We start from the raw sequence: 13,729 nt of genomic DNA, 5'->3' as shown, positions 1-13,729 counted from the left end.
GGCCCCGGGGGCCCGGGACCCGCACCCGAGCGGTGCGGGTCCCGGGCCCCGGCGTGTCAGGAGGCGAACGTCAGGACGACGTTGTGCCCGCCGAACCCGAACGAGTGGCTGACCGCCACCCGGACGTCCTGGCGGCGCGGCTCCTTGGTGACGCAGTCGATGCCGAAGGCCACCGCGGGCGCCCGCAGGTTGCCGACCGGCGGCACCGTGCGGTGCTGGAGGGTCAGCACGGTCAGCGCCGCCTCCACGGCGCCCGCCGCCCCCAGGCCGTGCCCCAGCACGCCCTTCGGCGCGGTCACGCTCGGGCGGTGCGGCAGCACCCGGGAGATCAGGGCCGCCTCGCCCGCGTCGTTGAGCGGCGTGGAGGTGCCGTGCGCGTTGACGTGGTCGACGTCGCCCGGCACCAGACCCGCGTCCGCCAGAGCGGCGCGCAGGGCGTCCTCCGCCCCCCGGCCGTCCGGGTCGGGCGCCGTCGGGTGGTACGCGTCCGAGGCGCTGCCGCAGCCCACGAGCCGGGCCCGCACGGACGCGCCGCGCGCCTCCGCGTCCCGGGTGCGCTCCAGGACGAGGACGCCCGCGCCCTCCGCGAGGACGAACCCGTCCCGGTCCTCGGCGAACGGCCGGGACGCGGCGGCCGGCGCGTCGGTGCGCCCGGACAGCGCGCCCATGCGCCAGAAACCGGCGGCGGCGAGCGGGGAGACGGCCCCCTCGGTGCCGCCCGCCACGGCGATGTCGCACCGCCCGGCGGCCAGCAGGTCGCGGGCCACGGCGACGGCGGTGGCGCCGGACGCGCACGCCGTGGCCGGGGCGAGGGCCGGCCCGCGCGCCCCGAGGTCGACGGAGACCTCCCCGGCCGCCATGTTCGGCAGGATCTGCGGGACGGTCAGCGCGGACACCAGATGGGCGTCCCCCCGCTCCAGGCGTCTGCCCTGCTCCTCGCGCACCGCGTCCCCGCCGATGCCGCAGCCGATGACGACGGCGACCCGCCCGGCGTCCCACGTCGCCGGGTCCAGGCCGGCGTCGTGGACCGCCTCCCGGGCGGCCAGCACCGCCAGCACGGCGTTGCGCGCCATGCGCCACGAGGCGCGCCCGACGCGCCGGTCCAGCTCCTCGCGGGACAGCGGGACGCGGCAGGAGAAGTCGACGGGCAGGCCCGCCAGCGCCGGGTCGCGGGACGCCGTGCCCACACCCCGGCACACCGCGTCCCAGGCGGCGCCGACGCCCTCCCCGGCCGGGGTGACCAGGCCCAGACCCGTGACGGCGACGGTCACGAGGGCCCCACCGGGCGGGCGCCCTCCGCCCGCAGCGCGTCGAGGTGCCGGGCGACCTCCTCCAGGGTGGCGGTGCGGGAGGCGGCCTCGGTGCTCACCCGCACGCCGAGGCGTTCGTGGAGGACGAGCACCAGCTCGGTCAGGGCGAGCGAGTCCAGGTCGAGCTGCGCGAACGTGCGTCCGGGCTCGATCTCGTCCTCGGGGACGCGGAAGCTGCTGGTCAGGACGGATCGCAGAACGTCGTAGGAGTCCGGCACGGTGATTCCTGGGTGAGTCGGGACGGGACGAGCTCCGCGACGCCCTCGTCGAACGAGACGGGCGGCACGAAGCCGAGGTCGCGGCGCGCCGCGGTGAGGTCGAAGTGGTGCGGGTGGCGCAGTTCCTCGACGAGGAACCGGCTCAGGGCGTGCGTACGGGTGCTGCCGGCCAGCCGCAGCAGGGCGTCGGCCGCCGTCGCCGCACCGGCCGCCAGCGGGGGCGGCACGGCGCACCAGCGGGCGCGGATCCCGGCCGCCCGCAGGAAGTGCCCGGTGATCTCGCGCAGGGTCCGCGGATCGCCCTGGCCGATGAAGTAGGCCCGGCCGCCCGCCTCGGGAGACCGCCGCAGCCGGTCCAGGGCGAGCAGGTGGGCGTGGGCGGCGGTACGGACGTGGGTGGTGTCGACGAGGTTGCCGCCCTGCCCCGGCATCGGCAGCAGACCGGCCCGCGCGGCGCGCGCGAGGGCGGGCACGAAGTGCGGGTCGCCCGGCCCCCAGACGATGTGCGGGCGCAGCGACACCGTCGCCAGGTCAGGTCCGTGCGCGGCGAGCACCAGCGCTTCCGCGCGCGCCTTGGTCGCCGGGTAGGGCGCCAGGTGCTGGAGGGCGTACGGCAGGCTCTCGTCGGCGCCCACCAGGCCGCCGGGGCGGAAGACGACACTGGCGGTGGAGGTGAACACCAGCGTGCGCACGCCGTGGGCACGGCACTGCGCGATCACGTGCCGGGTGCCGAGGACGTTGGTGGTCCAGTACGGGCGGGGCGGGCCGCTGACCCCGGCCAGGGCGGCGTTGTGGACGACGGCGTCCTGGCCGGCGACCGCGCGGGAGACCGCCCCGGCGTCGGCGAGGTCGCCCAGGTGCTGCCGGACGCCCAGGCGCTCCAGTGCGGTGCTGTGCCGCCGGTTCAGGGAGGCCACGGTGTCCCCCCGGCCGCGCAGGCGGCGGCAGAGCTCCAGGCCGAGGAAGCCGCTCCCTCCGGTGACGAGGACCTTCACGACAGCCTCCCGCGCAGCCGCCGGGCGGCCCAGCCGGCCAGCCGGCCCCGGTCGGTCTTGGAGTTGTGCCGGGGGTCGGTGGGGAAGCCGGGATGCAGCAGGAAGGCGCCCACCCGGTGCCCGTCCGGGTGCCCCCGCACGACCTCCCGCACGGCCGCCAGAGCGCCGGCGCGGGCGACGGAGGGCAGCAGCTCCACGCAGAGCACGGGCAGTTCGCGGCGGGCCGTGCCGACACCGACCAGGGCGGTGCGCCGCACGCCCGGCGCGGTGTCCGCCGTCGCCTCCAGGTCCTCGGGGGCGAGCGTGAAGGCGGCGCCCGTGTCCGTGTCCACCCCGGTCACCAGATGCGCCCTGCGGCCGAGGAACCACAGCCGCCCCTCGTCGTCGATCCGGCCGAGGTCGCCCGTGCGGTGCAGCAGGCCCTCGCCGGTGACGCTCTTGGCGGCGGCGTCGGCGTCCGGGCGCCCGTGGTAGGCGGGGCTGACGGTGGGGCCGCCCACCGCGATCTCGCCGGCCCCGGTGGCGTCGGCGTCCAGGATCCGGGCCCGGACGCCCGGCAACGGGCGGCCCAGGCAGGTGCCGGCATGCCCGGCGGGCGGGGCGGTGCGGGTGTCGCGCAGCTCGTGGTCGCCGATCGAGGAGACGGGCAGGCACTCCGTCGCGCCGTAGACGCTGAGGATCTCCGCGTCGTCCGGCACCACGGCGCGCAGCGCCTCGGCGAGGCCGACGCGCAGCGGCGCGCCGAAGGACAGCACCTGCCGCACCGAGGGCAGCCGGACGCCGTGGCGGACGCAGTGCCGCGCGAGCAGGGTGAGCACGGCGGGCGACGCCAGGACGACGGTGGCGCGGTGTTCCAGGACCGGCCCCACCACCTCCCGCGGCCGGGTGCGGGCCGGGGCCAGGTGGTCGACCGCCGGGACGACGGTGACCGGCCCCAGCAGCGGACCGAGCAGGGCGATGGGCAGGAACCCGGCGAGGAGGACGTCGTCGGGCCGGGGGCCGATCAGCGCGGTCAGCGCGTCGAGCTGCCCGGCCACCGTGGAGAGCCGGTACTCGGCGCCCTTGGGCCGTCCCGTGGAGCCGGAGGTGAAGGCGATCAGGGCGGTGTCGTCGGCGTCGGGCTCGTACGGGGCCGGCGGGGTCACCGGGCCGGCGTCCGGCGCCGCGGTGACCAGCCGCCGCACGCCCGGGACCGGGACCGGGCCGGTGACCAGGGGGATGCGCACGTGCGGTCGGCCCCAGCGCAGGACGCGGCGCCCGAGATGGGCCAGGGCCTCACCGACGAAGACGTCCGGGGCGACGTCCTCCAGGCAGCGGCCCACCTCGGCACGCGGCTCGATCAGCACCGGCACGGCGCCGAGCACGCCGAGGGCGTAGGTGACGGCCGTCAGGTCGTGGGCGTCGCGCGTCATCACGACGGCCTTGTGGCCGGGCCGCACCCCGGCCTCGCGCAGCGCGCGGGCGATCCGGTGGCAGCCGCGCAGCAGCTCGCCCCGGCCGACCTCGCGGGAGGCGCCCCCGCGGCACGTCACCAGCGCGAGGCCGTCGGGCCGGCCGGCCAGCCGGGCGGCGAGCCCGGAAACGGTCGTGGTCATCGTTCCCCCAGGAAGTCGCGGACGAGGTACGCCAGTTCGGGCGCCGCGTCCTCCATCACGTAGTGGCCGGCCTCCGGGAAGCGGTGGACGGCGGCCCGGGGGAAGCGGCGCTCCCACTCGCCCAGCAGGTCCGGGGTGAAGACGGGGTCGCGCATGCCCCAGCCGACGAGCAGCGGCAGCTCTGCCAGCCCCGGTCCGGGAGCGGGCGGTTCGAGGAGCCGCCAGACGGGGTCGGCCGGGTCCCGGGGAATGGCCCGCACGGCGTCGGTCACCGCCCCGCGTTCGGCGCGGCGGGCGTACGGCCTGAGGAGAGCGCGGCGCTCGGCCGGGGACAGCGGGCGGTGCACCCCGGCGCGCACGGCGGTCCGGGCGAAACCGTTGGTCAGGTGGACCAGGCCGGCGACCGGCCGGTGGTCGCGGATCCAGCGCAGGTAGAACGGCAGCCGGAACCCCTCGGGGAAGGGGAAGGCCACCGTGTTGCAGACGACGAGCCGGTCCACCACGCCCGGGTTGCGCAGCGCCCAGGCCGCGCCGAGCGGACCGCCCCAGTCGTGCAGCACGAACGTCCAGCCCCCCGCGGGCAGGCCGCGGTCGCGCACCAGGTGGCGGTGGAGGGCGTCCAGGCCCTCCAGCTGCGCCTCGTACGGGTCGGGCACGCCGCCCGCCGGGCGCAGGTGCCGGGACATCCCGAACCCCGGCAGGTCGGGCGCCAGACAGCGGGCGTGCGGGGCCAGCCGGTGCAGCAGCCCGCGCCAGACGTAGCTCCACGACGGGTTGCCGTGCAGGAACAGCACCGGCCGTCCGTCGCCGAGGTCGAGGTAGTGCTGTCCGGTCACCGGCACGCGCCGCCAGTGCCGGGGCGCCGGGTATCCCGGCATCAGCCGCTCCAGCGCGTCGGCCGCCGGGGCCCGCCCCGCCCGCACGGTCACCACCGGACCAGGGCCAGGCCGAAGCTGAACCCGCTGGCCAGGCCGATCATCGCCACCAGGTCCCCGCGCTCGATCCGGTCGGCGCGCACCGCCTTCGTCAGCTGCAACGGCAGGGAGGCCGCAGCGCAGTTGCCGTGCTCGGCCACCGCGGGCATGCACCGGTCCTCCGGCAGCCCGAACATCTCGAGCGTCTCCCGGTACTGCGGCATCGCGATCTGGTGGAAGGCGACGAACGCGCAGGACGACACCGCGCCCAGCTCCTCCGCCGCCGTCTCGAGGATGCGCGGCAGCGCGTCCAGGGCGCCCTGCCGCAGGTCGCCGTTGAGCCGCAGCGTGGTGTGGTCGTCGTGCACCGACAGGTGGTGCATGCTGCCCCCGCCGGCCACCGTGCAGGCCTCCCAGGCCGCGGAGTTGCTGGCGAACCGCAGCGACAGCACACCGGAGTCGCCGTCGCCCGCCGGTCCCGCGGTGAGGATCATCGCCGCGCCCGCGTCGGAGGCGGTGTAGCCCGGCAGGGCCCGCAGCAGGGTCTGCCGGTCGGGGGCGTGCCAGCGGGTCGCCAGGGTGGCGGGCTCGCCGCAGGCGATCAGCACCGTGCGGTAGCGGCCCGCCTCGATGAACGACGTCGCCACCTCCATCGCGTTGAGGACGCTGTTGCAGGCGTTCTTCACGTCGAACACCGGGCAGGTGGCGCCCAGTTTGGCCGCGACGAGGTGGGAGGTGGCGGGCTCGATCAGGTCCTGCGCGGTGGACGCGAACAGCAGCAGGTCGACGTCGCCGATCTTCAGTCCCGCCTCGTCGAGCGCCTGGCGGGCGGCGGTCACGGCGAGGTCGGAGGCGTTCTCGCCCTCCTCGTGCACATGGACGCCGCGCACCCCGGTGAGGTCCTCCAGCAGGCCGGGGGGCGGCGCGTAGCCGCCGGTCGCGGCGATCCGGGCACGGATCTCCTCCATGGTCCGGTAACGGGACGGCAGATGGGCGGTGACGGCCGCGATGCGGGCACGCAGGGCTTCGGGCACCGCGTCACCGTAGCGGCGACGCCACCCCCCGCCAGGCCCGCGAGCCCCCAGGGCGGTCATCTTCACCCCAACGAGTGGGCCCCGCTGGCGTTTTCGAACCGGAATGTTCTCTACTCCGCTCACGAAGCTGGCAACCGGCGTGAGAAGGCGGGAACTTGGCGATGCAGCAGTGCGAACGAGCCGTGGCGGTGGTGGGGATCGGCTGCCGGCTTCCGGGAGGCATCACCGATCTGGACGGGCTGTGGTCCGTGTTGCGCGAGGGGCGGGACATGGTCACCGAGATGCCCGCCGACCGCTTCCCCAGGGACCGGACGGTCGACCCGGGAGCGGTCCGTCCGGGCCGCAGCTACACCGCCGCCGGCGGCTTCCTGCCGGACGTGGCCTCCTTCGACGCCGCCTACTTCGGCATGTCGCCCGCCGAGGCCCGGCACGTGGACCCGCAGCAGCGGCTCCTGCTGGAGATGGCCGCCGAGGCCCTCGACGACGCCGGCGTCCCCGCCGAGTCGCTGGCCGGGTCGGACACCAGCGTGTACGTCGGCGTCTCCGACCCGGCGTACGGCGTCGGCCTGTCGATGACGCAGGACCACACCAGCCCGCACACCATGCCCGGCGCCACCCTGTCCATCACCGCCAACCGCCTGTCGTACGCCTTCGACCTGCGCGGCCCCAGCATGGCCGTCGACACCGCCTGCTCCTCCGCCCTGGTCGCCCTGGACCGCGCCTGCCGCACCCTGCACGAGGGCACAGGACGCGTCGCCCTCGCCGCCGGCGTCAACGTCCTGGTCAGTCCCTACTCGTTCGCCGGATTCTCGTACGCCGGCATGCTGTCCCGGCGCGGGCGGTGCGCGGCCTTCTCCGCCGACGCCGACGGCTTCGTCCGCGCCGAGGGCGGCGCCGTCCTCGTCCTCAAACGCCTCGCCGACGCGGTCGCGGACGGCGACCGGATCCACGCCGTGCTCGCCGCCACCGGCAACAACACCGACGGCCGCAGCACCGGCATGATCGTGCCCAGCGCCGAGACGCAGGAGGCGCTGCTGCACGCGGTGTACGCGCGGGCCGGCGTCGGCCCCGACGACCTGCTGTACGTCGAGGCGCACGGCACCGGCACCCAGGCCGGCGACCCCGCGGAGGCCGAGGCCATCGGCCGTGCCCTCGGCCGGCGGCGCGGCCGCGGCCCGCTGCCGATCGGCTCGGTGAAGTCCAACCTCGGCCACCTGGAACCCGCCTCCGGCATGGCGGGCCTGCTCAAGGCGATCCTGGTGCTGCGCCACCGGCTCGTCCCGAAGTCCCTGCACGCCCTCCCGCTCAACCCCCGCATCGACTTCGACGGCCTGAACCTCGCCCCCGCCGTCGAGCCCGTCCCCGTACCGGACGACGAGCGGGCCGCCGTCGGCGTGAGCGCCTTCGGCTTCGGCGGGGCCAACGCCCACGCCGTCGTCGTCCCGCCGCCCGCCGCGCCGGAACCGGAGCCCGACGGGCCCGGACGCCCCCTGCCGCTGATGGTGTCTGCGCGCTCCGGCGCGGCGCTCAAGGAACTGGCCGGCCGCATGGCCGAGCGGCTGCGGGCCGCGGACCCGGGGGAGTTCCACGACCTGGCCCGCACCAGCACCGTACGGCGCACCGCCCACCCGCACCGCGCCGCCGTCCTGGCCGCCGACCCGGCGGACGCCGCCCGGCAGCTCGACCTCCTGGCGGCCGCGGAACCCGCCCGCGGCGCCGTCGTCCGCGTGAGCGAGCGGGAAGGCACCGCGTTCGTCTACTCCGGCAACGCCTCCCAGTGGCCCGGCATGGGCGCCGACCTGCTCGACGCCGAACCGGTCTTCCGCCGGGCCGTCGAGGAGGCCGACGCGGCCCTCGCCCGGCACCTGGGCCGCTCCGTCGCCAAGGAACTGGCCCACCCCTCACCCCGTGCCTGGCAGCGCACGGAGATCGCCCAGCCCGCCCTGTTCGCCCTGCAGGTGGGGCTCACCGCGCTGCTCGCCTCGCACGGGGTGCGGCCCGGCGCCGTGGCCGGGCACAGCGTCGGCGAGGTCGCCGCCGCCCACGCCGCCGGCATCCTCACCCTGGACCAGGCCGCCCTGGTGATCGCCGAACGCAGCCGCACCCAGGGCACCACCGCCGGCCGGGGCCGCATGGCCGCCGTCGGCCTGCCCGAGGAGCGGGCCCGCGAGGAACTGGCCCGCCACGACGGCTCCTTGGAGATCGCGGGCGTCAACAGCGACCGGGACGTGACCGTCGCCGGGGACGCCGACGCGCTCGCCGCCTGGGGCGCGGACCTCACCGCCCGCGGCGTGTTCTTCCGCGACCTCGGCCTCGACTACGCCTTCCACAGCCGGGCCATGGACCCCATCCGCGAGCCGCTGCTCACCGCGCTGGACGGACTCGCCCCCGCCCCCGCCCGCATCCCGTTCGTCTCCACCGTCACCGGCGCCCTCCTGGACGGGCCCGAACTGGACGCCGGCTACTGGTGGCGCAACGTGCGCGAACCGGTCAGGTTCGCCGAGGCCGCCGCCCGCCTCACCGACGGCCACGCCGGCACCCTCGTGGAGATCGGCCCGCACCCGGTGCTCCGCCCCTACCTGCGCCGCACCGGCGCCACCTGCGTGCCCACCCTGCACCGCGACGGCGACGGCCGGCGCGAGACGGCCGCCGCGGTCTGTGCCGTCCTCGCCGCCGTGCCCGGCGCGGACCTGCGCGCGCACTTCCCCCGCCAGGGCCGCGTCGCCGACCTGCCCGCCTACCCCTGGCAGCGGCAGCGGTACTGGCACGGCACCCCGCAGGGCCTGATCAGCGGCACCAGCGGCAACGGCCTGCTCGACCACCCCCTCGTCGGCGAACGGATGCCCGCCCCGCACCCGGTGTGGCACGGCACCGTCGAACCGCAGCTGGTGCCCTGGCTCGGCGACCACAGGATCGGCGACGACGTCCTCATGCCGGCCGCCGCCTACGTCGACATGGCGCTCAGCGCGGGCCGGCTGGCCCTGGACCGGCCCGTCGAGGTGCGGCACCTGGAGATCGGCCGGCCGCTGTCCGTGCCGTGGCCCGACCCGACCCCGGTCGCCCTCCAGACCGCCGTCACCCCCGACGACGGCACGCTCACCGTCAGCGTCCGCGAGGAACACCACGGGGAGTGCCGGCCCGTCGTCCGCGCCCAGGTCCGCACCCTGCTCGGCGCCGCACCCGGCCCGCTCGACGCCGACGCGGTGCGCGCCCGTTGCGAACGCACCGTGGACGGCCCCGAGTTCTACCGCGCCTGCCACGCCGTCGGCCTGAACTGCGGCCCCGCCTTCCAGCTCATCGAGCGCATCGACGCCGGCGACGGCGAGGTCCTCGTCTCCTACCGGCTGCGGCACGACGCCGCCGCCCACACCGCCCACCCGGTCCTGCTCGACGCCCCGCTCCAGGCCACCGTCGCCCTCGCCGGACCGACCGCGGAGTCCGCCGGGTTCCTGCCCACCGTGTTCGGCGCCGTCCGCGTCTGGCGCACCCCCTCGCCCACCGGGATCGTGCACCTGCGCCGGCGCTCCCGCAGCGCCAACGAGATGTGCTGGGACATCACCTACGCCGACCCCGACGGCACGGTCACCGCCGAGATCGACGGCTGCCGCACCCGCCGCGGCCACCTGACCGGCGACACCCCGCTCACCGTCCAGCGCACCGTGCTCCGCGCCGCCCCGCACCCGGGCGCCCCGGCGGACCCCGGCCCGCTGCCCGCCCCCGCCGAACTGGCCCGCGCCGCCGCCCCCCGCCTCACCGCCGCACGGGCCGCCCTGGACGACACCGGCCACCACCGCTTCGTCGCCGCCGCCGGACGCGCCGGCGCCCACTGCTGGGCCGCCGCCCTGCGCGGCCTGCTCACCGACCCCGGCGCCCCCTTCACCGTCGCCGACCTGGTGGCGGGCGGCATGCAGCCCCGGCACCGGCGGGCGGCCCGCCTCATGCTGCCGCTGCTGGCCGCGCACGGCCTCGCCCGGCAGGACGGCGACCACTGGCGGCTGACCGGCGCCGGCGAGACGCCCGGGACCGTGCTGCGGGCGCTGGTGGAGGACCACCCCGGCCACGGCGCCGAGACCCTCCTGCTCAACCGGCAGCTGTGCCGCCTGCCCGAGGTGGTGCGGGGCGTCACCGACGCGGCCGACCTCCTGCCGCCCGGCGACAGCACCCTCGACCAGCTCCACGAGACCGGCCCCGCCCACCGCTACACCCACCGGGCCGTACAGGCGGTGCTCGGCGCCCTCGTCGAACGCTGGCCCGCGGACCGGCCGTTGCGCGTCCTGGAGATCGGAGCCACCACCGGCGCCCTGACCGCCGCGGCCCTGCCCGTGCTCCCCGCCGACCGCACGCGGTACGTCTGCACGGCTCCCGCCGGCAGCGGCTTCGCCCGCGCCGAACACCGTTTCGCCCGCTACGACTTCACCCGGTACCGCACCCTGGACCCGGACAGCGACCTTCTCGCCCAGGGTCTGCCGCGCGGCGGCTTCCACCTCGTCCTCGCGGGCGACGCCCTGCACGCCACCACCGACGTCGCCGCGACCCTGCGCCGGCTGCGCACCGTGCTCGCCCCCGGCGGCCACCTGCTGGCAGCCGAACCCCACGATGCCGTGCTGCAGGCGCTGCGGTCCGGCATGCTGAACGACTTCTGGGAGCGCGACGACCGCGCGCTGCGCCCCGCCTGCCGCGTCCTGCCCCGCGACCGGTGGGCGCCGCTGCTGGAGGAGTGCGGCTTCACCGGCGTCGTCCAGCACGGCCCGGAGGACCGCAGCCTGCTCCTCGCCGCCGCGCCTCGGGAGCGGGAGGCCGCCGCACCGGGCGGTGACGGCGCGTCCGAGGCCGCCGTCGAGGCGTCCCGGACGGTGAGGGACGCGGCGCAGGCCGCCACCGAGCCGCCCCGTACGCCCGCGGACGCCGCTCCCTGGGTGATCGCCGTCGAGGACGGCACTGAGACGGCGACCGCGCGGGAACTGGCCGCCCTGCTCGGCGGGGCCGCCGTCGTCACCGCGCCCGACGACCCCGCCGCCTGGCGCGGAACGCTCCCCGCCGGCACCGGCCCGCGCGTCGTCCTGCTGCTCGCGGAGCCCGGCCCGGACGACACCGTCCCGCGGACCGTCCGCCGCGCCGCCCTGCTGCGCTCCCTGGCCGCCGCCTGCGCGTCCGCCGAGGGCCGCACGCAGCCCCAGGTGTGGCTGGTCACGCGGCCCACCGGTCTGTTCCCGGCCCCCGAGCAGCCGGCCCACCCGGGCGACGCGGCCGTCTGGGCGGCCTGCCGCACCCTCGCCAACGAGCGGCCCGACCTGAGCCTGCGGCGCCTGTCCTGCCACCGCACCGGCGACCCCGCCGCCGACGCCCGGCGCCTCGCCGGGGAACTCCTCGCCGCCGGCGACGACGACCCGGGCGCCCGCGAGGACGAGGTCGTGCTGACCGGGGGAGGACGGTTCGTCCCCCGGCAGGCGCAGCACCCGGCGGGCGAGGCCCCGGCCGTCCCGGCCGGCACGCCGTACGTCCTGGAGGTCCGCGACCCCGGCCTGCACCGGCGGCTGGTCTGGCGCGAGACGGAGCTGCCGGTACCGGGACCGGGTGAGGTGACCGTCGAGCTGCGGGCCGTGGCCCTGAACTACCGCGACCCCATGCGCGCCAACGGCCTGCTGCCGCCCGAGGCGGTGGAGGGCAGCCCCCTCGCGAGGGGGCTCGGCACCGACGGTGCGGGCATCGTGCACGCCGTCGGACCCGGCGTGCGCGGACTGCGGCCCGGCGACCGGGTCACCGGCCTCATGCCGGCCGCCCTCGCCTCCCACACGACGACCCCCGCGGCCGCCGTCGTCCGCATCCCCGACGCGATGAGCTTCGCGGAGGCGGCCACCTTCCCCGTCGCCTTCCTGACCGTCCACCACACCCTGGTCCACCAGGCCCGCCTCACGGAGGGCGAGACCGTCCTCGTGCACGGCGGCGCCGGGGCGGTCGGCCTCGCCGTCCTCCAGTGCGCCCGCCGGCAGGGCGCCCGTGTCATCGCCACCGCGGGCACGGAGACCAAGCGGGACCTGCTGCGCACGCTCGGCGCCGACCACGTCCTCGACTCCCGCAGCCTGGACTTCGTCCCGCGGGTGCGCGAACTCACCGGCGGGCGGGGCGTGGACGTCGTGGTGAACTCCCTCAGCGGCGAGGCCATCGCCCGCGGCCTCGACCTGCTCCGCCCCAACGGCCGCTTCATCGAGCTCGGCAAGCGGGACATCTTCCGCAACAACCCGCTCACACTGCGCCCGTTCGACCGCAGCCTCACCTTCATCGGCTTCAACCTCGACGCCGTCATCGACTCCCCGGCCCTGCGCTCCCGGCTCCTGGAGGACTTCGGCGCCCTGGTCGACGCCGGCGCCTACCGCCCGCTGCCCCACACGGCCCACCCCGCCGCCCGGGTCGACGAGGCGTTCCACCTCCTCCAGCACTCCCGGCACACCGGGAAGGTCGTGGTCACCTTCGACCCGCTCGACGAACCCGTCCCGGTGGAGCCCGCGCCCGGCGCCCTCCGCCTCGACGGCGACGGCACCTACCTGGTCACCGGCGGCACGAGCGGCTTCGGCGCCGCCACCGCCCGCCGGCTCGCCGACCTGGGCGCCCGGCACCTGGCCCTCGTCTCCCGCCGGGGCCCCGAAGCGCCCGAGGCGCCCGCCCTGCTCCGGGACCTCACCGAACGGGGCGTACGGACCACCGTCCACGCCGCCGACGTCACCGACGAGGCCGCGCTGCGCCGGATCGTCGACGCCGTGGACGCCGGCGGGCACCCCCTGCGCGGTGTCGTGCACGCGGCCATGCACATGGACGACGCGGCGCTCGCCGACCTCACCGACGAGCGGTTCGCCGCCGTGATGGCGCCCAAGGCGGGTGGCGCGGCCCTCCTCGACCGCCTCACCGCGGGCCGCGACCTGGACCTGTTCCTCGCCCACTCGTCCGTGTCCGCCGCCATCGGCAATCCGGGGCAGGCCGCCTACGCGGCGGCCAACGCGTACCTGGAGGCGCTCGCCCGGGCCCGCCGCGCCGCCGGCCGGCCGGGCACGGCCCTGGCCTGGGGGCCGATCGGCGGCACCGGGTACGTCGCGCGCACCGGGATGGAGTCCGCGATGACCGGACGCGGCCTCGAACTCCTCGACCCCGGCGAGGCCCTGGACGCGGCCGGACGCCTGCTGGCCGCCGGGACCGACGTCGCGGGGGTGGGCCGCTACCGCTGGGGAGCCGCACGCCACCTGCTGCCCGCGCTGGCCACCCCCCGGTTCGCCCGGCTGGCCCCGGCCACCGGCGTGGCCTCCCCGGACGCCCGCGACGAGCTGCTGCGCACCCTGGCCGGGCTGTCCGCCGAGGAGGCCGTGGAGAAGATCACCGAGACGCTCACCCAGCTCCTCGCGACGGTCCTCCAGACCGACCCGTCGGGCCTGGACGCGGCGCACAACGTCACCGACTACGGCCTGGACTCACTGCTCGGCATGCAGTTCCTGGTCCAGGCGAGGGACCTGTTCGACGTCCGCCTCGCTCCGGCCGATCTGGCCACCGGCCGCACCCTCGGGCACTTCGCCCGCCTGGTGCACCAGCGCCTCGGCCTCGGGGCCGGCGAGGAGCGGCCGGGGGAGTAGCCGGGAGCGCGGCCGTCCTCGGCGCCGGGCAGGCGCCGAGGACGGCC

At 77.3% G+C, this 13,729-nt stretch carries 7 protein-coding genes; 1 reads left to right on the top strand and 6 read right to left on the bottom strand.

The features are described 5' to 3' along the window. Positions 1 to 56: 56 nt before the first annotated feature. The 6 genes from C1708_RS07540 to C1708_RS07515 are packed head-to-tail and all read right to left on the bottom strand — an operon-like array spanning position 57 to position 6,066. On the bottom strand, positions 57 to 1,271 hold the full coding sequence (locus C1708_RS07540; protein WP_106411923.1) for a beta-ketoacyl-[acyl-carrier-protein] synthase family protein: 1,215 nt from the start codon (positions 1,269 to 1,271) through the stop codon (positions 57 to 59). After that, the gene (locus C1708_RS07535) at positions 1,268 to 1,528 is read right to left on the bottom strand and encodes an acyl carrier protein (protein ID WP_106411922.1); all 261 of its coding nucleotides are present in this window, start codon (positions 1,526 to 1,528) and stop codon (positions 1,268 to 1,270) included. The genes C1708_RS07540 and C1708_RS07535 overlap by 4 nt, the downstream gene beginning before the upstream one ends. Next, positions 1,492 to 2,523, bottom strand: coding sequence for an NAD-dependent epimerase/dehydratase family protein (locus tag C1708_RS07530; protein ID WP_106411921.1), 1,032 nt, complete (start codon positions 2,521 to 2,523; stop codon positions 1,492 to 1,494). The genes C1708_RS07535 and C1708_RS07530 overlap by 37 nt, the downstream gene beginning before the upstream one ends. Next, on the bottom strand, positions 2,520 to 4,118 hold the full coding sequence (locus C1708_RS07525) for an AMP-binding protein (RefSeq protein ID WP_106411920.1): 1,599 nt from the start codon (positions 4,116 to 4,118) through the stop codon (positions 2,520 to 2,522). Before C1708_RS07525 ends, C1708_RS07530 begins: the two co-directional genes overlap by 4 nt. After that, positions 4,115 to 5,041, bottom strand: a complete 927-nt coding sequence (locus C1708_RS07520; protein WP_241911196.1) for an alpha/beta fold hydrolase — start codon at positions 5,039 to 5,041, stop codon at positions 4,115 to 4,117. Before C1708_RS07520 ends, C1708_RS07525 begins: the two co-directional genes overlap by 4 nt. Before the next feature lie 2 nt (positions 5,042 to 5,043). Then, positions 5,044 to 6,066: a 3-oxoacyl-ACP synthase III family protein gene (locus C1708_RS07515; protein ID WP_106411919.1), complete on the bottom strand. Its 1,023-nt coding sequence runs from the start codon at positions 6,064 to 6,066 to the stop codon at positions 5,044 to 5,046. A gap of 161 nt (positions 6,067 to 6,227) precedes the next feature. On the opposite strand from C1708_RS07515, the gene C1708_RS35620 reads away from it, so the two are divergent. Next, a complete protein-coding gene (locus tag C1708_RS35620; RefSeq protein ID WP_106411918.1) occupies positions 6,228 to 13,682 on the top strand; it encodes a type I polyketide synthase in 7,455 nt (2,484 codons plus the stop codon). Positions 13,683 to 13,729: the final 47 nt, after the last annotated feature.

The sequence above is a fragment of the Streptomyces sp. DH-12 genome, assembly GCF_002899455.1.
Classification (GTDB): domain Bacteria; phylum Actinomycetota; class Actinomycetes; order Streptomycetales; family Streptomycetaceae; genus Streptomyces.
This window is presented reverse-complemented; position numbering and strand designations above follow the sequence as displayed.